The sequence below is a fragment of the Sphingomonas citri genome (assembly GCF_019429485.1).
Classification (GTDB): domain Bacteria; phylum Pseudomonadota; class Alphaproteobacteria; order Sphingomonadales; family Sphingomonadaceae; genus Sphingomonas; species Sphingomonas citri.
The window spans coordinates 1-18920 of sequence record NZ_JAHXZN010000016.1; the positions used below are offsets into that span (position 1 = coordinate 1).

At 61.3% G+C, this 18920-nt stretch carries 25 protein-coding genes; 17 read left to right on the forward strand and 8 right to left on the reverse strand.

Annotation, left to right across the window (positions count from 1 at the left end):
• Positions 1-260: 260 nt before the first annotated feature.
• From KZ820_RS20740 to KZ820_RS20760, 5 genes are all read right to left on the reverse strand, one after another.
• Positions 261-1052 (reverse strand): hypothetical protein, encoded by a 792-nt coding sequence (locus KZ820_RS20740; RefSeq protein WP_219750709.1) that lies wholly within the window; start codon positions 1050-1052, stop codon positions 261-263.
• Positions 1053-1384: 332 nt separating this feature from the next.
• Entirely contained in the window at positions 1385-2647 is a 1263-nt protein-coding gene (locus tag KZ820_RS20745) for a Y-family DNA polymerase (protein ID WP_219750710.1), read from the reverse strand.
• Positions 2648-2651: 4 nt separating this feature from the next.
• Complete coding sequence (locus KZ820_RS20750) at positions 2652-3086, reverse strand: LexA family protein (RefSeq protein ID WP_219750711.1); 435 nt, start codon at positions 3084-3086, stop codon at positions 2652-2654.
• A gap of 972 nt (positions 3087-4058) precedes the next feature.
• Entirely contained in the window at positions 4059-5021 is a 963-nt protein-coding gene (locus KZ820_RS20755) for a replication protein RepA (protein ID WP_219750712.1), read from the reverse strand.
• A 44-nt stretch (positions 5022-5065) separates the two neighbouring features.
• Entirely contained in the window at positions 5066-5686 is a 621-nt protein-coding gene (locus tag KZ820_RS20760; RefSeq protein WP_258048401.1) for a recombinase family protein, read from the reverse strand.
• Between the two features lie 411 nt (positions 5687-6097).
• On the opposite strand from KZ820_RS20760, the gene KZ820_RS20765 reads away from it, so the two are divergent.
• The gene (locus KZ820_RS20765) at positions 6098-6247 is read left to right on the forward strand and encodes a hypothetical protein (RefSeq protein ID WP_219750713.1); all 150 of its coding nucleotides are present in this window, start codon (positions 6098-6100) and stop codon (positions 6245-6247) included.
• Between the two features lie 46 nt (positions 6248-6293).
• Entirely contained in the window at positions 6294-6434 is a 141-nt protein-coding gene (locus KZ820_RS20770; RefSeq protein WP_219750714.1) for a hypothetical protein, read from the forward strand.
• Here the strand turns inward: KZ820_RS20770 and KZ820_RS20775 are convergent.
• The 3 genes from KZ820_RS20775 to KZ820_RS20785 form a co-directional block, all read right to left on the reverse strand.
• On the reverse strand, positions 6431-6631 hold the full coding sequence (locus KZ820_RS20775) for a hypothetical protein (RefSeq protein WP_219750715.1): 201 nt from the start codon (positions 6629-6631) through the stop codon (positions 6431-6433). The two genes, KZ820_RS20770 and KZ820_RS20775, sit on opposite strands and share 4 nt — an antisense overlap.
• Positions 6632-6694: 63 nt before the next feature.
• Positions 6695-7093, reverse strand: a complete 399-nt coding sequence (locus KZ820_RS20780; protein ID WP_219750716.1) for a hypothetical protein — start codon at positions 7091-7093, stop codon at positions 6695-6697.
• A 21-nt stretch (positions 7094-7114) separates the two neighbouring features.
• Entirely contained in the window at positions 7115-7441 is a 327-nt protein-coding gene (locus tag KZ820_RS20785) for an H-NS histone family protein (protein ID WP_219750717.1), read from the reverse strand.
• 128 nt (positions 7442-7569) lie between these two features.
• Here KZ820_RS20785 and KZ820_RS20790 point away from each other — a divergent pair, with 128 nt between their 5' ends.
• From KZ820_RS20790 to KZ820_RS20850, 15 genes are all read left to right on the forward strand, one after another.
• Positions 7570-8403, forward strand: a complete 834-nt coding sequence (locus KZ820_RS20790) for a lytic transglycosylase domain-containing protein (protein ID WP_219750718.1) — start codon at positions 7570-7572, stop codon at positions 8401-8403.
• 130 nt (positions 8404-8533) lie between these two features.
• Positions 8534-8809, forward strand: coding sequence for a KorA family transcriptional regulator (gene korA / locus KZ820_RS22350; protein WP_373369047.1), 276 nt, complete (start codon positions 8534-8536; stop codon positions 8807-8809).
• A complete protein-coding gene (locus KZ820_RS20795; protein WP_219750719.1) occupies positions 8796-9095 on the forward strand; it encodes a TrbC/VirB2 family protein in 300 nt (99 codons plus the stop codon). Before korA ends, KZ820_RS20795 begins: the two co-directional genes overlap by 14 nt.
• Before the next feature lie 3 nt (positions 9096-9098).
• Positions 9099-9410 (forward strand): VirB3 family type IV secretion system protein, encoded by a 312-nt coding sequence (locus KZ820_RS20800; RefSeq protein WP_219750720.1) that lies wholly within the window; start codon positions 9099-9101, stop codon positions 9408-9410.
• A 1-nt stretch (position 9411) separates the two neighbouring features.
• Positions 9412-11853, forward strand: a complete 2442-nt coding sequence (locus KZ820_RS20805; protein ID WP_219750721.1) for a VirB4 family type IV secretion/conjugal transfer ATPase — start codon at positions 9412-9414, stop codon at positions 11851-11853.
• 2 nt (positions 11854-11855) lie between these two features.
• On the forward strand, positions 11856-12548 hold the full coding sequence (gene virB5 / locus KZ820_RS20810; protein ID WP_219750722.1) for a P-type DNA transfer protein VirB5: 693 nt from the start codon (positions 11856-11858) through the stop codon (positions 12546-12548).
• Positions 12545-12787: an EexN family lipoprotein gene (locus tag KZ820_RS20815; protein WP_308462301.1), complete on the forward strand. Its 243-nt coding sequence runs from the start codon at positions 12545-12547 to the stop codon at positions 12785-12787. Before virB5 ends, KZ820_RS20815 begins: the two co-directional genes overlap by 4 nt.
• A 15-nt stretch (positions 12788-12802) precedes the next feature.
• Positions 12803-13828, forward strand: coding sequence for a TrbL/VirB6 family protein (locus KZ820_RS20820; protein WP_219750723.1), 1026 nt, complete (start codon positions 12803-12805; stop codon positions 13826-13828).
• A 129-nt stretch (positions 13829-13957) separates the two neighbouring features.
• Positions 13958-14107 carry a TrwH protein gene (locus KZ820_RS22355; RefSeq protein ID WP_373369048.1) on the forward strand — a complete coding sequence of 50 codons (150 nt, stop codon included), beginning with the start codon at positions 13958-13960 and terminating at the stop codon, positions 14105-14107.
• Positions 14104-14790 carry a VirB8 family type IV secretion system protein gene (locus KZ820_RS20825; protein WP_219750724.1) on the forward strand — a complete coding sequence of 229 codons (687 nt, stop codon included), beginning with the start codon at positions 14104-14106 and terminating at the stop codon, positions 14788-14790. The genes KZ820_RS22355 and KZ820_RS20825 overlap by 4 nt, the downstream gene beginning before the upstream one ends.
• Positions 14791-14804: 14 nt before the next feature.
• Positions 14805-15605, forward strand: coding sequence for a P-type conjugative transfer protein VirB9 (gene virB9, locus KZ820_RS20830; RefSeq protein WP_219750725.1), 801 nt, complete (start codon positions 14805-14807; stop codon positions 15603-15605).
• Positions 15602-16924: a type IV secretion system protein VirB10 gene (gene virB10 / locus KZ820_RS20835; RefSeq protein ID WP_219750726.1), complete on the forward strand. Its 1323-nt coding sequence runs from the start codon at positions 15602-15604 to the stop codon at positions 16922-16924. The genes virB9 and virB10 overlap by 4 nt, the downstream gene beginning before the upstream one ends.
• Before the next feature lie 19 nt (positions 16925-16943).
• Positions 16944-17966: a P-type DNA transfer ATPase VirB11 gene (gene virB11, locus KZ820_RS20840; RefSeq protein WP_308462302.1), complete on the forward strand. Its 1023-nt coding sequence runs from the start codon at positions 16944-16946 to the stop codon at positions 17964-17966.
• A gap of 2 nt (positions 17967-17968) precedes the next feature.
• A complete protein-coding gene (locus KZ820_RS20845; protein ID WP_219750728.1) occupies positions 17969-18595 on the forward strand; it encodes a restriction endonuclease in 627 nt (208 codons plus the stop codon).
• On the forward strand, positions 18592-18876 hold the full coding sequence (locus KZ820_RS20850) for a hypothetical protein (protein ID WP_219750729.1): 285 nt from the start codon (positions 18592-18594) through the stop codon (positions 18874-18876). Before KZ820_RS20845 ends, KZ820_RS20850 begins: the two co-directional genes overlap by 4 nt.
• The last annotated feature ends 44 nt before the right edge of the window (positions 18877-18920 follow it).

The following is an 18920-nucleotide window of genomic DNA, read 5'->3' on the forward strand; positions in this document are numbered from 1 at the left end:
ATAGGGGCGAGGGGCGGAAGAATGACGCTCCTCGTCCCGACACCTCCAATTCAGCCGGGGCGAGCGCGATCCGTCAAAGGCGGCGAAGCCGGGACCGGAGCCACGCGGACCCACGCGCAGCGCCTAGTCGCAGACCAGGCGCGAGCATGGGGAGCATGGCGAGGACCAACCCTTTGATGGATCGCGCCCGATCTGGCCGGACCCCAACCGACGATGCGCGCGGTAGCGCGCCGGGGGGATTTCCCCCCGGCCCACGATGCCTAGAACGCGAACGCTTCCTGCCCGCTTGCCTCGGTGAATGTCGGGCCGTCACCGGCTGCATAGCGGGTGCGACCTTCCTCGGCCCACTGTAGGAAACCGGCTCGATCATAAGCGAACCAACCGCGCTCGATCCCGACGATTTTCGCCCATGCGCGGCTGTAGCGTTCGGCACCGCAAAGGCAGTTGATAGGCCAGCCCTTTCCGCCCTCGCCCTGATTGGACAGCGCCGGGGCGGCGAAGATTTGCAGCAACCCGGCTGCATTTTCCGGCTCGGGGGCGTCGATCGCCGCCATGATTTGCCGTGCCTCGCTTGGGGCGAGATAGCCTTTGCGGTTCCGGTCATGGGGGGAAGAACTCAACCCGTGCGTTACCGCGCTGGCTATCGAATCCTCTGTCGTGAAAGCGCGCGTCTCTAGCAGCTCGCGCCATTGAAACTCGCAAATCAGGTCAACAGCGTGGTGGTACTCGCCATAGTCGTTGCGGATGCCGTGCCGATTGGAGAGGCCGTAGGGTTCAACCTCGACGCCGGTTGCATCCGCGATCTGCTGTACCAGCGGATGCCCCGCCAGCGCGGGGTGACGCAGCGCGATCCGGCGCGGCACGTCACCATGCGGCGCGGTCATATCAAGCGGGTACTGGATAAGCCGCGACGGCAGGTTCCAAGGCGACGGCAGCGAAGCACAGTCGCGCGCCCCGATATGCGTCTTTTCGTGGGTCAGCTCGTAGGCCGTGCAAAGACCAAGCTCCAACAGCTTTGCCCCTACCTCGTCACGCTCGATAGCCTCGGTCATTTCACACCTTCCCTCGTCCGCTGGGGTGCAGGCCCCGCCTGCAACCCTGCCTCGTGGCGAACAGCGGGGGGCGTGGGGGGCAAGGGCTATCTGGCCGAGTGGTGCGGGCGCAGGGAGCGAAGCGACTGAGCCTCGGTCGGCCTGATAGCCCTTGCAGGGGAGAGGGGGGCAGCGTCCCCCTTTCCCCACTACGGCGCGTCTGCGCCGTCGGATTTCTGCCATGTGGGTCCAAACCCGTCAGGGCCAAGACCGCTTGCGGGCTTGGGGAGCGAAGCGACTAGGGGCCACGGTGACGCGCGTAGCGCGGCAGGCGTCGAACCCCTCTTCGTCCTTCACCTGGCTACGGGAATCTCCGCAAAATTGGTGGTCCACGACGGGCTTTTCTGGCTGCGCCGCGTGTCACTCGGCTTCGCGCCGCACCCTTGCGCCGCGATCTTGATGGTGTCTCGACCAAACCGGGCATTGATACCGTCCAATGCTGCCAGCAAAGCCGGTGCGCGTGGATCAGGCTGGGCGAATAGGTCGGCCTGGGCGGCTCCCTCCGGGGTCAGCTCCTCCAACAGCACGCCGCATTTCGTATAGACCCCGCCCTGAACAAACATCTGGTCCACCATCCGCGATGTATGCGCGATGATGACGCGCGGGTCGTTGCTTGCTGGCGACAACCGCACCGATCGGGAAGCGGACGGCGGGTTCGGGCGATGCTTCGATCCATGCGCGAACGCGATCAGGCGTTGCGCGACCAATCCCCTAGCTCTGATCTTCTCGGCCGCGCGTCCAGCTCGCCGCGCCATTGCCTCGCGTAGATCGTCAACCGATGTGACGGGCGCCCCGAACTGGCGCGTCACGGCGGTTGCCTTCATCGCATCTGGCTCCGGTTTGAAGTCGTCGCACTCGATGCCGTTAAGCTCGCGAACTAGGCGCTCGAGAACGACGGTCCCCACGTCGCGCGCGACCGCTGGCTCCATCGCGGCGAGGTCGCCGGCAGTCCGCACGCCAAGCCGTTGCAGCGATGCAGTCAGGGCCTTGCCAATGCCCCACACCTCGCCAACCGGCCATTCTGCAAAAAGGCGTCGGCGCAACTCCTCGTCGTGGAGGTCCACAACGCCATTCCAAACTTTCTCGGTGGCCTTGGCGAGTGCGTTGGCAACTTTCGATAGCGCGCGGGTCGGCCCTAAGCCGATGCGCGTCGGAAGCCCGACAGTCCGTAGGATAGAGGCGCGGACCTTATGTGCGGCGCGCACGTCGCCGCGCCCATTCGCCAGCAAAGGGAGACGGAAAAAGCTCTCGTCTATCGAGTAGATTTCGACGGTATCGCTATGCTCGGCCAGCACCATGTTAAACCGCCTGTTGAGGTCGGCGTACAATTCATAATTGCTCGATCGGACCTGTATGCCGTGCTTGCGGATCGTGTCGCGCAGCAGGAACAGCGGGTCGCCCATCTTGATATGCAGCGCCTTGGATTCCTCGCTCCTGGCAATCGCGCAACCGTCGTTGTTGCTCAACACGATCACCGGGACGCGGCGCAAGCTGGGGTCAAAGACGCGCTCGGCCGACACATAGAAATTGGAAATATCAACGATCGCCCACGTCACGGCGCTATCTCAAAAAGTCGCGGACGCTCGCGCGAACGACGCCCCATACCTCAACCGGGTCGGCCGCGATCGTCGGTGCATAGTTCTGCCGCGCATTGCGGGCCTCAAGGTACGGCACGCCGTCGCGCGCTACCAACTGGCGGCACACAAACCCGCCATCGACTACCGCGATCACGATATGCCCAGGCATCGGGTTTCGGTCCCGATCGACCACGACAACATCATGGTCATTGATACCGGCCTCGATCATCGACGTGCCGCTGATCCGAAACACGAAACTGCCCGCGCGATTGAGCCTAAGCAGCTCGGCAAGATTGATGGCGTCCTCCTCCCAATCTTGGGCCGGGGAGGGGAAGCCGGCACCCGCTGCGCCGATGATCCGAAGCCGAAGCGACGGCGAAACCTCTGCGAGCGGGACCGGCTGCATGAGTGGCAGCATACGAGAATCCCTTTCGCCCCATTGTACCGCGCCGGAACAGAATGGGAACAGGGTTGTCGCACAGGTCGCCGCATTGTCTTTTTCAGGCCGCATCCTGCGGCCCCTGTTGGATTTCACCGCGCGACGGGCTATATAGGAGTTCGACTTTCACTCCCTCCTGCGGGCGAGCGAAACCGGGCTTGGATGGGTTGCCGCCCTCCAAGCCCATTTCATTTCTGGCGGCGCTGGCCCCGATACTTCCTTCACTGACCTTTCCGCTGGGCCTGCGTTCGATGTGGGCGCTGCCGGAACCGCTTGGCTTTCTCGGAAGCCATCGCGGCGGCTTGCCGCCGCGTCCTGTCCCTTCCTCCAGCTCCTCCGGTCCTGGTCCCCGATCGCTCTCGTCACTCTCCGAAGCGAGACGCCAGCGAGGGAGGATTCAAAAAACGTCGGCCGTAGGCCGTCATCAAAGGGGGATGCCGGGTGGGACGACCGCGCGAAGCGTGGTCGGGCGAGCGAAGCGAGGAGCCGGCGGGGGCGTAGCCCCCAAGAGGCGGTGCTGACTCTCGGGTCTGGATTTGTACGCTTCGCCTTTCGCCTCGATCTGGCTTCGCGACTTGTCCACAGGCGCGCCGCTAAAGGAAGGGGTATAGGTTTCTATAGGTTAGGGGGGTCCGATCATCACCGAAAACGCGAGTCGTCTCGGGTCCGATTATCACCGCGCAAGGGGTCCGATCATCACCGGAATAGGGTCCAATTATCACCGCCTCGGATTTGCCAAAGGGGGTCCGATTATCACCGCCTGAAAGCGCAAAAAGGGTCCGATTATCACCGCTCCCACGACCTCGCCGGGGGGTCCGATTATCACCACCCGAAAAGGGGTCCGATTATCACCGGCACGCCGGGGGTCCGATTATCACCGGCTGCGGAGGGGGTCTGATTATCACCACCATCAAGGGGGTCCGATTATCACCGGCCCCCTTGGCGCTGTCTCTATGCGGCGCGAAGGCGCTTGGCGGTAACGGGATCGACTGCCGGGGCCGATTTGCGGAAGGTCACGCCACCACGGACCACCTCGACGTTTGCCCCCGGATAGACGCTCAATGCCTGGGCGAGCGCCTTCCTAAACTTCTTCTTGAAGTCGGCCAGCGCATCCGCTCCGACATACTCTTGGCCGAACTGATCCTTTAGGAGCCACCAATTCAGCGTCAGGGGTGCGCCGATGCGGTAGAGCCGCTGCACAAGGAACAGATACACGTCCATCGCCAATGCCGAACTGCGAAGCGCCGACAGGGCCTCAAGGTCGATCGGTACGGCGTGGTCCCGCAGCGTCTCGAAAAACCGCCGTCCAAGGATCAGCCGCGAAGGCCAAAGCGAACGCTGGCCTTCCTTCCCCGGAAGCCAAGCGTCGAACTGCTCGACCGGGCTACCGTCGAACGTCGATGCAATATCGCCGGACGTGAAACCGATAGTCATCTGGCAAGCTGCGAGTGCCTGTAGCTGGGTGCGGAACATGCGGAATCCCTGTCCGCTTTTCTCGATCCCCAACAGCCGCAAGGCGTCGTTGGCGCTATCGCCAAACGGTATCTCGGGGGTGTTCTCGCGCACCGCATAGGCAGACACATAGGCGAGGATCAGGCGGGGGATCGGCCCATAGGGTAGGGGCTGCTTGACCATCGCCTTGCCGTTCCAGAGCTTCCCGGCGCGCAGCTCGATCGCGGCGTTTCCGTTGATCCGGGAAAAGGTGTCACCTTCCACCTTCGATCGCGGCATCCCGACCGCGCAAAGCGTCGAGTGCATGAACGTAACCTCGTCGCCCTCGGGGCGGCGGGCCGCAATCTCTAGGCCGCGCTCGATCAGTGCAAGGTCACGCGGGGTTCTCTTGTTCTGCTGGCGTTCAATGGACGCGAAAAGGTCTGCGGTGACTGCACCAATTGCCGTTGGCTCTTTCGACATATTCAATCCTTCGTGCGGGCATCACGACTACGGGGTTGCCGCCCCTATGCAGCCGCTTTGGCGGGTGATTGACTCGCTCCTACTTCGAGTCTTTTCAGTCCAAGGTACAGCGTTGACCGGCTTACGCCATAAGTCTTGGCTACATCGCTGGATGAAATCTTTGGATCGTCTAGCAGGCGCTTCGCTTGGCGAAGCTGCGCGATCGTCATGCTGGGTCGCCGCCCGCCAAGTCGGCCCTGGGCGCGGGCGCTCGACAGGCCGGACTTCGTGCGCTCGCTGATTAGGCGGCGCTCGAACTGCGCGAAGCTGGCGAACATATGGAACACAAGCTCACCCCCGGCGCTGGCGGTGTCGATATGCTCGGCGCGGCTCTCGAACCCGATCCCGCGTTTGCCAAGGTCCGCTACCGTCTGAACGAGGTGGGACAGGCTGCGGCCAAGTCGATCAAGCCGGGTAACGACAAGCGTGTCGCCGGCGCGCATCGCGCGTAGGGCGTTCTTCAGCTCGGGGCGGTTGTCTTTCTTACCGCTGGCGCGCTCGGAATAGATCTCCTCGCATCCGGCCGCTCGCAGCTCTGCAATCTGCGCCTCAAGGCTCTGGTCCTCGGTCGAGACGCGGGCATAGCCAATTCGCATTGCCTTGGGCGAGGCGTGCTGCGCTGTCATCGTGTCATGCAATCCCGGTGTCCGATATGCCGAATGGCACCCGTTTATCGGTCACGGATGGTTAAACAGGTTTTCGGACAGTGCAAGCGGTAAACCGGACCATATTCGGATCATGCCGCTGGCTGCTCGATAAACGGTCGTTTGCCGGACGGTTGGGGCCGGGTAAGTGAAGCGTGATGGCTGCGAGACTTGTGTCCTCCCATCCTGCCGGGTCGGCTGCGCCTCGGGTGAGGTCGTCGGCGGGGGAGCAAAAACCGTTGGCGACCTCATTCCTACTCGGGTTGTTTGATGGACAGGGTAAGACCGGCACTAGAGAGTTGCCTATAGAAAAGGCCATTAGTTGCACGGACTAACAATGTCCAGCAGGCCAATGTTCACCTAATGTCTCTGAACCAAAACCGGAGACCTACGGTGATAGACGTACTGTTCTACTGCGGCATGACCGTGGCTCTATTTAGCGGCGGGGGATATGCGGTCGGAATGGTCCGCATCCAAGTCGCTGTCTTTCCCGCGATCCTCGGTGTTGTCGCGATGCTGCTGGCAATCTTGTTGTCATCGTAGCACTACAGCTTAGGGATATGGGTCTAACGACCGTGGAGACGTTGCCATGCCCGAAGTTGCACCAGACGGTTTCGAGGAGTCGGCCCGGATCGTGGAAGCCTTCGCATCGGGACAGACCGATGCGACGATCCTGGCACTGCTAGATGATATTGTCCGTGCGATCCGTGAACGCGCCACAGACGACTAATTGGCCGCGATGGGGATGGGGCCAAGATAGCGCAGCTCGTCGGCCTCGCTGATTGTATCGCCGGGGAGCATTGGCCCGCGCTTCTCGATCGCGTCGATAGCCGCCTGCAGATGGCAGGCGGCGGATTGCTCGTCCGTCCGATCGAGGAGGGCAAGCGCCATCTTCATCAAGCTGGTGGCCGTGGTCACGTCGGTCATAGAAAGCCTGCAAAGCCGCCAGAGGCGGCAAAAAGAGAGGGGGCCGGTTGGCCCCCTCCGTCGTCAGTTGAGAACTATCGGTGTGGGTGACAACCGCAGCAAGAGGCTGTCGTAGCACCATAGGAACACCAACCCGCCAAACCATGACCCTGACGCGGTGAGGAACAGGGACATGCGCTTGGGATCGTCGCCGTGCATCCCGAACCAGATAAGCGGCATGGCGATAAACAGACCGAAGATCGCGAGGCCGAGCATGAACCGGATCGGTCGCCGCAACCATAGCAGCGGCAGGAAAAGCGCCAGGCGAAGCAAGCCGAACGCGAACCCGCCAGCGCCTCGCGCGACCATCGCGCTCTGACGCCGGACCTTGGCCGCGTCGATGCGCGGCTTTGGGGAGCTTTCCGGCGCAACATCGGAGGTAGTCTCCTCACCGATGCGCCGGAACGGGATCACGTTGCTCATGCTCGCCTCCGTGGGAGCGCCTTATAGCTCCAAATCCGCCAGTGACTTTCCAGCAGCCAAATGGTCCGCAACCCACTTTGGTTTCCGGCCCTTGCCCGTCCACGTTTCGGACGGTGCATCGGGATTGCGGTAGCGGGCCTTTGACGCTCCGGTGATGGATGATAGGTCGATCCCATGCAAATTGGCAAGGTCAACGATCTTCTTACGAGCTTCGGCGCGTTCCTTCGCCTCACGTCGCTTCAATTCCGCTTCAATCTCGCTACGCATCGCGTTTAGCGCGTCGGTGTCCATAGATTGAAGGTCGCTCATGTAATCGCCTTTTTGTGGTACGCTATCGTCATCGCTCATCCGAACTAACCCCCATTCACGTTGCGTAACCGCTGCAAAACTGCAATCTTGATGCCATTAGGCTTCAAGGTAGGAGACAACGGGTGCCTCATGGTGGGTCATATCAACCTAACAGACGGTTAGGTAAGATGAAACGTGCAGCGAAAATCGGGACGAAAAAGAGCCTCGAAACTGCACTTTTGATGGCCTCCGTTGCGGCCCCGGCAACGCAGGTGTCCGCCCAAGAGCCAAGCCCCGGCTATTCGGAATCGTTCGAGTCTCTTGCGGGTCGCTGCGCGCCCTCCGTGCATCTTCGCACCTTGTCGGCGGTGGTCATGCAGGAGTCCAAGGGATACCAGTTCGCAATCGGCATAAACGGTAAGTCACAACTCCCGCGCCAGCCTCGAAACGAGGCGGAAGCAATCGCAACAGTTCGTTGGTTGCTCCAAAATGGTTATAATTTCGACGCTGGCTTGGGTCAGATAAACTCGAACAATTTTACTGCGCTGGGCCTCACGCCGGACATTCTGTTTGAGCCATGCACCAACCTTAAAGCGGCTGCGGTCATCCTGACGCAATGCTACGCCAAGTCGGTGAAGTCGTATGGCGGGCAGGCCGCCATCCACGGCGCGCTCTCCTGCTACAACACTGGCAATCTGCGGCGCGGCTTTGCCAACGGCTATGTCCGCAAGGTCGTCGGACAAGTCTCGTTGCCTGTGCCTGCTTTGTCGTCCGGCACCGTGCCTCGCGCGGCTCCCCCAGCTCGCCAGCGCGATCCGGTCGAGATCGCTTCGGTCGATCGGGGCCATATCACGGGGCCGCGTGGTGCGAGTGAAGCCGCTCAACCATCCGCTAACGACGGTATGCGCGATGCCTTCTCACGCGGCCCTCGGGACGCCTTTGCGCCCCCGCCAGCCCCCGAAAATCTGCCCGAATCGGACACCGGCCCGGTTCGCCTGACGGCCTCCGTGGAAAGTTTCTGATCGTGCGTTCTGGCTATTGCCTTCAAAACTGCAATGCTGATAGGATTAGGCTCGGTCAATTGAGCGGCCTTAAATCTGTCATTTTCTCGGATTCGGCTTTTGCTGGTTCGCGAGAAATGGGGGGCGGGCAATGAGGTTGATCGAGCAACGGGAGGTCGAACGGGCTTTTCGTGAGTATCCTGTCGAAAACGTAACGGTTGTTCGGAAGGAAGCGAAGTGCTGGTATTTCACGTTTCAGGTTGTCGATCCCAAAACGGGGATTCCGGCTACTTGCTCCTTGGGAACCCAGCGAGGGGAGTTGCGGTGCTGGGCTGATCCCCGGTCCTTATTCAGCTTCTTGGATGACAAATTCGGTGTCTCCGAGGGCACTTTCATGTTGAAGGATGAAACTCATGAAGAAAAATGAAGCTGGTCGGATCGCGCTCCGTTTGGGTGCAAGTGTCGCCGCTGGCGCTCTCGCAACCTCGCCTGCGATGGCGCAGGGTCTGCAACAGGCGCAGAGCATCACGCAGAGCTTTCTCGATCAAATCCAGATCATCGGCCCAATCGTCTTTACGATCATCGTTATCCTGACCGGCGTGGGCTACGGCGCGCGCATGGTCGAAAAGGACACGTTCGTTCGTGTCGCGGTCGGCTGCATCATCGCGGGTTCTGCCTCGGCCCTGGTGCCGATGTTCTGGTCCGGGTCCTAAGCTATGGCTCGGCAACAGCAGGAAGCGTTCCCGCTGTTCAAAGGTGCCACCCGCGTAGCGACCTTCGCGGGTGTCCCCTTTATGGCGTTTCTGTACGTCTGCATCTTCGTCGCGTCGATCGCGATGCTCTTTAGCCTCTGGCTCTGGCTCCTGATGATACCGTTCTGGATCGTCATGGCGGCGGTCACGAAACACGACGACAAGGCTTTCCGCATCTGGGGCCTGTGGTTCGAGACTAAGTTCCGAAATCGCAACAAGGCTTTCTGGAATGGCTCGACCTATTCCACGGCCCGCTATCGCAAAAAAAGGAAGTAGCATGGCGACGAAAACGGCGCTTGATGTTCTCAAGAGTGAGGGCGCGATTGCGGACTATCTGCCGTTTTCGCACCATGTAAGCGATACTGCGATCTCAACTCGCAATGGCGAGTATATGACCATCCTCCGTATTTCGGGCCGCTCGCATCAGGCGGCATCGGAGGAGGAGGTCTTTCGCTGGACGCGCGAATTGAACAACGCGGTTCGCGGCCTCGCCTCGGCGCACGTCTCGTTCTGGTCGCACGTCGTTCGCCGCAAGGTGTTCGAGTACCCGGATGCGGAGTTCTCGAACGTGTTCTGCCGCCAGCTCGATTCCAAGTATCGTTCGAGCTTTGAAGATTTGACCCTCATGGTCAACGACCTCTACCTGACGATCATCTGGCGGCCTGAAACCGACAAGGTGCTGTCGTTCTTCGCGCGTCGGGAAAAGCCGACGCTTGAGCAAAAGCTGACCCGGCAGGGGATCGCTCTCAAGGGGTTGGAAGATACCGTCGGGGCTTTGACCAAGACGCTCGACAAGTATCGCCCCGAAGTTCTCGGCATCTACGATCACAACGGCCACGCCTATTCGTCGGCGCTCGAATTTCTGGCGTTCCTCGTCAATGGCGAGCATATCCCCATGCCGGTATGCCGTGAACGCTTCGGCGAATACATGGCCGTCAATCGGCCGATTTTCAGCCAGTGGGGTGAGATTGGCGAAATCCGCACCTCGAACCGGCTGCGGCGCTTCGGCATGGTCGAAGTGGGCGAGTACGACGCACAGACGGAGCCGGGGCAGCTCAACACTCTCCTGCAATCCGACTTTGAGTTCGTGCTGACGCAGAGCTTTTCGTCGCTCTCGCGGCCTGCCGCCAAAGAGGCATTACAGAAGCAGAAAAAGCTGTTGGAGGATGCCAAGGACGTGGCGTTCGTCCAAATCGCGGAGATTGATGAGGCGCTAAACTCGCTCATGTCGGGTCAGTTCGTCATGGGCGAGCATCACGCGACCGTCACCGTATTTGGCGACACGGCGGAACAGGTGCGCCAGCATATCTCGGCTACTACCGCGATGCTGGCTGACGTGGCGCTGGTGCCTAAGACGCTCGACCTCGCCCTAGAGGCTGGCTGGTGGGCGCAGCTCCCCGCCAACTGGAAGTACCGGCCTCGGCCCGCGCCGATCACGTCGCTCAACTTCCTGTCGTTCTCGCCCTTCCACAACTACATGAGCGGCAAGCCCACGGGGAACCCGTGGGGTCCGGCTGTCACCATCCTCAAGACGGTCAGCAAAACGCCGGTCTATTTCAATTTCCACCCCTCGCCCGCGACCGAAGATTCGAGCGGTAAGCCGTACCTGGGCAACACAATCCTGATCGGGAAGTCCGGTACGGGTAAGACCGTAACGCTCGGCTTCATGCTGGCACAGGCGCAGAAATACGGCCCGACGATCGTCGCGTTCGACAAGGATCGCGGCATGGAAATCGTGCTGCGTGCGATGGGCGGGCGCTACCTCCCGCTTCGCATCGGTGAACCCACGGGCTTCAACCCGTTCCAGCTCGAACCCACGGGCCGCAACATCACGTTCCTCAAGCGCCTGCTGACGCGGCTTGCGAGCGGCGCTGGTGATCCGGTGACGCACGTAGACGAACAGCAAATCGACAGCGCGCTCAACACGCTCATGTTTCATATCGACAAGCCGTACCGGCGCATGTCGGTGTTGCTGCAATCCCTACCCAATCCTCTGTCCGATGAAGGTCGGCCGACTGTCCATGCACGACTGATGAAGTTTGCGGAGGGTGGTGAGTTCGGTTGGCTTTTCGACAATGATGCTGACCTACTCGACCTGACGACGCACCGTATCTACGGCTTTGACGTGACGGAGTTCTTGGAGACGCCGGAAATCCGCGCGCCTCTTATGATGTACCTGATCTATCGCACGGAAGGGATGCTTGCGCCGGAAGATGCGGCCAAAAAGCCGCCCTTCATCTATGCGTTCGATGAGTTCTGGAAAATGCTCTCGGACCCGGATTTCGAGGATTTGGCGAAGAACAAAGCCAAGACCATACGTAAGCAAAACGGCATCTTCGTTTTTGCCACGCAGGAGCCGAGTGACGCGCTTCAAAGCCCTATTGCCAAAACCCTCGTCCAGCAAACCGCGACGTATATCTTTCTCCCCAATCCCGGTGCGGATCGGGACGATTACGTCAACGGATTCAAGCTCACCGAAACCGAGTTTGAATTGGTGCGCGACCTGGGGGAGACAAGCCGCCGCTTCCTGATAAAACAGGGCGATTCATCGGCACTTGCCGAATTGAACCTGACGGGCTTTGATGACGAATTGCTGGTCCTATCCGGCACCCCCGAAAACGCCGATTTGGCGGAACGCATCATTGGGGAATACGGCGACGATCCGGCTAAATGGCTCCCGATCTTTTTGGAGCAGGCGAAAGCGGAAAGGAGTAAGTGACCATGCGAAAAAGTCTCACTCTGACGGGGGCCGCCTTTGTGGCGGCCTTCGTCTTGTCGGCCCCTGCGTCGGCACAGTTGGCGGTGGTCGATCTGAAAGCGATCGTCCAAGCCAAGCAGCAGGTCGATCAGATGCGCCAGCAGCTCTCCCAGCTACAGCGCACCTATTCGCAGCTCGAAAGCACCTACAAGTCCGCGACGGGTTCGCGCGGAATGGGCGACATTTTCAATGATCGCACCATCCGCAACAATCTGCCCTCCAACTGGCAGCAGGTCTATGACTCGGCGCAGCGGGGCGGGTACGCGGGTATCTCGGGGTCGATCGACGCCATCGCGCGCCAGAACCAGCTATCCGGCACCGTCAACAACGGCATGGGTAGCATCCGGCAACGGCAAGCGGCGCTCGGGGCAACCAACAAGGCGGTGGGGATGCAAGCCTACGCCGGGGCGCAGGCCCGGTTGAACCAGCTCGACCAGCTCACCCAGCAAATCAGCCGCACTCAAGACCCGAAGGCCATCGCGGAGCTTCAAGCCCGCATCGCCTCGGAACAGGGCGCGATGCAGAATGAGCAAACCAAGCTGCAACTCATGTCGATGTTGCAGCAGTCGGAGGCCGATCTGGTGCGCCAACAAAAGCGCGACCTTAGCTCGCGCATCCTCAATCCCAACAACACCAAAGTCCCGGTGATCCGGTGAGGGCGCCAGCCCTCGCCGCCTCGCTGGTGCTGGCGAGCCTCGCGCTCGCCGGCTGCGGTGAAGCCACGCATGACGTGGATTATTACAAGACCAATGGGGAGGAACGCACCGCCAAAATCAAGGAGTGCAACAACAACCCCGGCGAACTCGGCATGTCGCCAAACTGCCGTAACGCTAAGAAGGCGCTCAACGATTTGGCGCTCGACCCCAATAACAAAAAAGTGCCGGTCATCCGGTAGTAGGGAGCGTTCGACATGGAAGGCTATGCGCTAGTCCAGCCACTTTTCACCAAGATTGATGAAACGACTGCTCGGTTCGTAACCGACATTTCGTCCAAGGCAATCGCGGCGATAACACCCGTCGTCATCATCTGTCTGACGGTTTCTTTCATCCTCTACGGCTTGGCTATCGCACAGGGCAAAGTCGAAATGCCGTTTGCGGATTTCGTCATGCGGTCGGCGCGTATCGCTCTGATCGTCGGCGCTGGCCTGTCTGTCGGCCTGTACCAAGGCGACATTGCCGCTGCGATCCGCACCACACCGGACCAGCTCGCCTCGGCGCTCCTGTCCGATCCTACAGCCGTCAATCAAGGCACGGGGGGGATCATTGACGATGCGCTAGGCAAGGGCTTCAAGGCCGCTGGCGAGGCGTTCGACAAGGCCGGGTTCTTTGAGGACAACGGCATCACCTATGCGCTCCTCGCCGTTGTCATCATCCTGGCAACGGCGATCTTCGGCGCGATCGGCGCGGCCTTTCTCATCATAGCCAAGCTGGCGCTCGCGCTGCTGGCGGGGCTAGGGCCATTGTTCATAGCCGCTATGCTGTTCCCGGCCACGTCCCGGTTCTTTGAATCGTGGGTGGGGCAGATAGTGAACTATGGCCTGCTGATCGTCATGTTCGCCTCGATCTTCGGCCTGCTCATCAACATATACGGCAACTACATGGAACAAATGGCCTTCGATGGGGAGGTCAACATCGTTTACACGGTGGGCGGCGCGGTCGTCTTGTCGGTCGCTCTGATCTTCGTTTTGATGCAGCTACCGAGTATGGCGTCGGGCTTGGCCGGTGGTGCGGCTATCAGCTTCTTCCATGAATTGCGCGGCGCTAAAGCCGTAGCCTCTGGCGGTGCCAGCATGGCCGGCTCGGTCGGCAAATCCGCCTCGGCGTCACTGGCAAAGGACGCGGCAACAATTCGGAGCGGGGCGGCTGCTGCTGGTCGAGCCTACGCGCCTGCCGCTAGGGCAACGGCCCGCGCTGCCGTAGGGTATTTCAAGCGGTAGCCGCAACAATACCGTAACCAAATACCTGATCCGGGGCGGCCGAAATGCCGCCCCTTTTTTTATGCCTTCAAAATTGCAATTTCGATGTGTAATGCTACGGTGTTGGTAGATTCTATCTAGGGGAAGCGCATGAGACACGCCGTACTAATCTTGGCGGCCCTTTCGCTGGTGGGGTGTGCCACCGCGTCAAAAGGCCCCGCTAGGCCGAATGAACGCCACCGCGTTCCGATCAATCGGACGCTTCCCCCCGAACTCGAAGGCCAAGGGATCAAACTGTGAGAAAGCGGGTCAGGTCAGAGGAGGTTGGCAGTTATATCGCGGAAAGCCGTGGGCTTGAACGCGACTATCTGCTCGAACTGCAAAAGTCCGCAAAGCGGGCATGGTTGGTCGCCGGAACCGCGACGATCGGCGCGCTCGGCGCTATCGCTGCTATTGCGGGTCTGACACCGCTAAAGACGGTGGAGCCGTTCGTGCTTCGCGTCGATAATGCGACGGGCCGGGTCGAGCCGATTACCCGGTTGTCGAACGCCCAAGAAACCTATGGCGAGGCGGTCGATCGGTATTTCCTGAACACCTACGTCCTCAACCGCGAGGGCTACGACTACAACACCATCCAGACGACGTATAACACCACGGCGCTCCTAAGCTCCCCTGCGGTCCAGAAGGAATACTTCGCGATCTATGAGGGGCCGGAAGGTCGCGACAAGGTGCTGACCAATCGGGCGCGCATCGTCGTCAACGTCGCCTCGATCACCCCGACCCGGCAAGGTGGAACCGCCGTGGTGCGGTTCAGCACGCAACAGGTCAACTCGAACGGCGATCCGGCTCCGGTGCTGAACTGGGTGGGAACGGTCGCCTACAAATACATTAACGCGCCGACGAACGAGGCTGATCGCCGCATCAACCCCCTCGGTTTTCAGGTCACGTCCTACCGGGCTGACCCCGAAGTCGTGCAACGGTGAGGGAGGATCACGCGATGAGAAAGCTCGCCCTGGCCCTGCTGGCATCCTGCGTCGTGGCCGCGCCGGTCGCCGCGCAAGTCCCTACGGTGTCCCCTAAAGACAATCGCATCCGCTATGTGCGGTACGATCCCGAAAACGTCGTCCAGCTCGACGGCGTTATCGGGATCGCAACGCATATCATTCTGCAAGAGGGCGAAACCTACGTGACGCACGCCTTTGGCGATGCGGATGCGTGGTCGTTCGCGATCGAGCGCAACCACGTTTTCATCAAGCCGAAGGCGGATAACGCCACGACGAACCTCGTCATCGTGACGGACAGGCGCAGCTACAATTTCCGGCTGAACTACGTCCCCACGCGCAAGGCGAGTGCGGTGTACCAGCTCGCCTTTACCTATCCGGGTGAGACGGCGCAGGGCCGTGCCTCGGCGGTGGAACGTGCCGCGACGGATGCGGCCTTCACGGCGCAACGTCGCAAGCCGAACCTCAAATATACCATGTCGGGGGACTACAGCATCGCCCCGGTGAATGTGTGGGACAACGGAGAGTTCACCTTCTTCAAGTTCCCCGGCAACCGCGACGTTCCCGCGATCTACATGGTCGATGCTGACGGCAAGGAAAGCATCGTCAACCGCAACACCACTGGCGCGGCTAATGACGTGGTGGTCGTCCAGAAAATCAATCCGAAATTCTATCTGCGGCTCGGAAATCAAAGCCTCGCCGTGTTCAATGAAGCGTTCGACCCCTACGGCGTCCCCAACAACTCGGGTACGTCGTCGCCCAATGTCGAGCGCGTTTTGAAGGGAGACGCGCAATGATCGGTCGGCGTTCAAACGAGCCTATCGACGTCGAGGACGAACTGGCCGCGCGCGAAGCTGCCCGCGAAGCTGATCGGGTCGATGACGACGACGGCGCGCACCGCATCGAGGGCGAGCGGGGCGCGTTCTCGGCGGGCCTCAAACGACAGGCGGCCCCCGGCACCAAAGCCTTTATGATGGTCGTCCTCGCGTTCGTCGCGATCTTCGCTGTCGTGTTCATTTCCCGTGCGCTGCGGGTGACGCGGGAGACGAACGAGAAGCCCGAAGCCGAAATGGTGAAGGTGAAGAATCCGAACGCTGGTCGCGGCCCCGGCGCTGCGCCCACGGGCGTCCCGACGCCAGCGCCGGAAGCGGCACAGAACCTCGTTGTCGGCCCTGACGGGCAGCTAGTCCCGGCGCAAGTCGATGCGAACGGCAAGCCGCTGATCGGCCCCAATGGCGAGGTCGTTCCCGCAATCGACGGCACCGCGCCCCTGACGCCGGTTGGCGCACAACCTGGTGCTGCAAATGTCTCGGCTCCCCCGCCCCAATATGCGGGTGGCGGCGGGGCGCGTCCGGTGTCGCGTGCGGAAGCCCTGCGAGCGCGCCGCCTTGGTGGCGACTTTGGCGGCGGTAACGGTGGTGGGAGCGTCCAGCCCGTTGCGGCGCAAGCGGGCGGTGACGCTTCGGGCGGTCAAGGTGGCGGCGGGGGCGAGCTGCAAAGCGCGCTGCAACCGCTCAAGATCACCCCGGAGCGCGCGGGCCAGCTCGGCAACCGCGACTATCTGCTGACACGGGGCGCGATGCTCGATTGCGTGCTGGAAACCAAGATCGTCTCCACGGTCGCGGGTATGACCTCCTGCTACCTGACGCGGGACGTTTATTCCTCGAACGGGCGCGTCGTGCTGCTCGATCGCGGGTCCAAGGTTGTCGGCTTCTACCAAGGCGGCATCCGGCAAGGTCAGTCGCGCATCTTCATCCAGTGGTCGCGCGTGGAAACGCCGAAGGGCGTCATCATCAACGTGGACAGCCCCGGTACTGGCCCGCTCGGTGAGGGCGGCGTTGGCGGTCAAATCGACAATCACTTTATGCAGCGGTTCGGGGCTGCGATCCTGTTGAGCCTGATCGACGCTGCGGGTCAGTATGCCGCCAATCAAGGCACCAGCGGCAATATCCGGTTCGGGCAAAGCACCAACACCACCAGCGACACGGCGGGTCGCGTGCTGGAAAACACGATCAATATCCCGCCCACGCTCTACAAAAACCAAGGGGATCGCGTGTCGGTCTATGTCGCCCGCGATCTCGATTTCCGGGGGGTCTATGACCTCAAGCGGCGCTAAGCCGGCAAGGGATCAGGTGGTGCAGCAATTGCTGCGCCCCCTGATGCCGCATCTTGACCGGGACGACGTGACGGAAGTTACGATCAACTATCCCGGCGTCATCTTCGTGCGTACTCGCCACGAGTGGGAGGAGCATGAAGCCCCCGCACTCAACATGGCCTATATCACGTCGCTCACCACGGCCATTGCGGTGTTCAACGGGAAAAATCCCGGTGCAATCAATTCGGTCGTGCTGCCCGGTGGTCAGCGCGGCCAAATCGTTCGCGACCCGGCTGTCATCGACGGCTCAATCTCCCTGTCGATCCGAAAGCACTCGACGGTTGCGAAGTCGCTGGAACAGCTCGATGCGGAGGGCGCATTTTCCAGCCCCTCGCTGGCCGATAAGAGCTTCAACCGTCCATCTGCGGCGGAAGCGGCTGCGGAAGCGGAACGCCGCGATTTCGGTCGGCTCGAACCGTTCGAGCTAGAGCTATTGGCCCTCAAGCGCGAAGGCCGCTGGCGGGAGTTTCTGCACGCCTGCATCACCTACAAGCGCAACGTCGTCATCGCTGGCAAGACGAACTCGGGCAAGACGACATTCGCCCGGTCCCTGATCGAAAAGGTGCCGCGCTCGGAACGCATCATCACGATTGAGGACGTGCATGAACTGTTCCTGCCCGATCACCGCAACAAGGTGCATCTGCTCTATGGCGAGGGTGTCGGCCGCGTCTCGGCCGATGCCTGTCTTGCGGCCTGTATGCGTATGTCGCCTGATCGTATCTTCCTTGCGGAGCTTCGTGGCAACGAGTCCTGGGAATACGTTAATTCGCTCAACACCGGGCATCCCGGCTCGATCACGACGGTTCACGCCAACGGCGCGCTGGGGACATTCGAGCGCATCGCCACGCTCATCAAAAAGAGCGAAGTCGGGAAAAGCCTCGACGTGGAAATGGTCAACCTGCTCCTCTATCGGACGATCAACGTCGCCCTGTATTTCCAAGACCGCCAGCTCGTTGAAGTGTTCTACGATCCGATCTTCGCAAACTCGAAAATCGGAAACTGACGGTGCCGGTATCGTCGCCGGTTCTGCTCGGGGCGGTCATAGCGACCGCCCTTTTTTGCATCTGGTTCGCCGCGATCGGCGCGCGCTGGCTGCGCGGCCCCTCTGCGAGCGAGCGTCGTCATGCCCGCAAAGTCCGCTCGGCCGCATCGGCGCTGGCGACCGTCAACCGGATCGGCCCGCGTGCCAATCCTGCGCGCGTGTTCGGCTATCTGCGGAAGGTCGATCCCTACGTCTTTGAAGAAATGATCCTGACGGAATTGGAGCGGCGCGGCCATGCCATCAAACGGAACCGGCGCTACAGCGGCGACGGCGGGGCCGATGGTGCGTTCGTCCTCAACGGGCGGCGCTGGCTGATCCAAGCCAAACGCTACCGTGGGCCTGTCCGAACGGCCGACATTCTCTCGTTCGATGCCCTCTGCCGCCAGCTCGGCGCGCGCGGGCTGTTCGTCCACACTGGAAAGACAACAACCGTCGGCCGCGATAGCGCGACGGATTCCGGCTTCATCCGTATTGTCTCTGGCGGGGATCTAGTCGCGTTCCTTGCCGGTGATAGTCTGCGGCTCGCGCCTGGGGCGCGCGATCGGCGGCCCTCCCTGCCCCATAATCACCATGAGGATGCGAACCTATGATGAAGTCCCTCGCGCTGGTCGGCCTGCTGGCCCTGCCCGCGCTGGCCTCGGCACAGACGACGCCGGCTCCTGCTGCGCCCGGTCCTGCTCCGCAAGCGGATCAGCGGCCCGGTGCGCCCCTCGATGCCGTCAACTTCTGCTATTTCGACGGCAAGGCGTTCTCCAAGGGCGCGCGCTACATGGATCAGGTCTGCTCCGCTGGTAGCGGCCTTGTCAGCTACAGCGCGGTTCCCGGTCGGCCTGCACAACCCCTGACGTGGGTGCCGGTCCCTAAGCGGTAATCAACCGCGGAACTGCGTCGGACAGCCCGCCAGCCCCGTGCTGG

Coding starts and splice junctions, on each gene's coding strand:
- KZ820_RS20740 (WP_219750709.1), bottom strand. CDS start 1,052: ATGACCGAGGCTATCGAGCGTGACGAGGTAGGGGCAAAGCTGTTGGAG.
- KZ820_RS20750 (WP_219750711.1), bottom strand. CDS start 3,086: ATGCTGCCACTCATGCAGCCGGTCCCGCTCGCAGAGGTTTCGCCGTCG.
- KZ820_RS20755 (WP_219750712.1), bottom strand. CDS start 5,021: ATGTCGAAAGAGCCAACGGCAATTGGTGCAGTCACCGCAGACCTTTTC.
- KZ820_RS20760 (WP_258048401.1), bottom strand. CDS start 5,686: ATGACAGCGCAGCACGCCTCGCCCAAGGCAATGCGAATTGGCTATGCC.
- KZ820_RS20770 (WP_219750714.1), top strand. CDS start 6,294: ATGCCCGAAGTTGCACCAGACGGTTTCGAGGAGTCGGCCCGGATCGTG.
- KZ820_RS20775 (WP_219750715.1), bottom strand. CDS start 6,631: ATGACCGACGTGACCACGGCCACCAGCTTGATGAAGATGGCGCTTGCC.
- KZ820_RS20780 (WP_219750716.1), bottom strand. CDS start 7,093: ATGAGCAACGTGATCCCGTTCCGGCGCATCGGTGAGGAGACTACCTCC.
- KZ820_RS20785 (WP_219750717.1), bottom strand. CDS start 7,441: ATGAGCGATGACGATAGCGTACCACAAAAAGGCGATTACATGAGCGAC.
- KZ820_RS20790 (WP_219750718.1), top strand. CDS start 7,570: ATGAAACGTGCAGCGAAAATCGGGACGAAAAAGAGCCTCGAAACTGCA.
- korA (WP_373369047.1), top strand. CDS start 8,534: ATGAGGTTGATCGAGCAACGGGAGGTCGAACGGGCTTTTCGTGAGTAT.
- KZ820_RS20795 (WP_219750719.1), top strand. CDS start 8,796: ATGAAGAAAAATGAAGCTGGTCGGATCGCGCTCCGTTTGGGTGCAAGT.
- KZ820_RS20800 (WP_219750720.1), top strand. CDS start 9,099: ATGGCTCGGCAACAGCAGGAAGCGTTCCCGCTGTTCAAAGGTGCCACC.
- KZ820_RS20805 (WP_219750721.1), top strand. CDS start 9,412: ATGGCGACGAAAACGGCGCTTGATGTTCTCAAGAGTGAGGGCGCGATT.
- virB5 (WP_219750722.1), top strand. CDS start 11,856: ATGCGAAAAAGTCTCACTCTGACGGGGGCCGCCTTTGTGGCGGCCTTC.
- KZ820_RS20820 (WP_219750723.1), top strand. CDS start 12,803: ATGGAAGGCTATGCGCTAGTCCAGCCACTTTTCACCAAGATTGATGAA.
- KZ820_RS22355 (WP_373369048.1), top strand. CDS start 13,958: ATGAGACACGCCGTACTAATCTTGGCGGCCCTTTCGCTGGTGGGGTGT.
- virB9 (WP_219750725.1), top strand. CDS start 14,805: ATGAGAAAGCTCGCCCTGGCCCTGCTGGCATCCTGCGTCGTGGCCGCG.
- virB10 (WP_219750726.1), top strand. CDS start 15,602: ATGATCGGTCGGCGTTCAAACGAGCCTATCGACGTCGAGGACGAACTG.
- KZ820_RS20850 (WP_219750729.1), top strand. CDS start 18,592: ATGATGAAGTCCCTCGCGCTGGTCGGCCTGCTGGCCCTGCCCGCGCTG.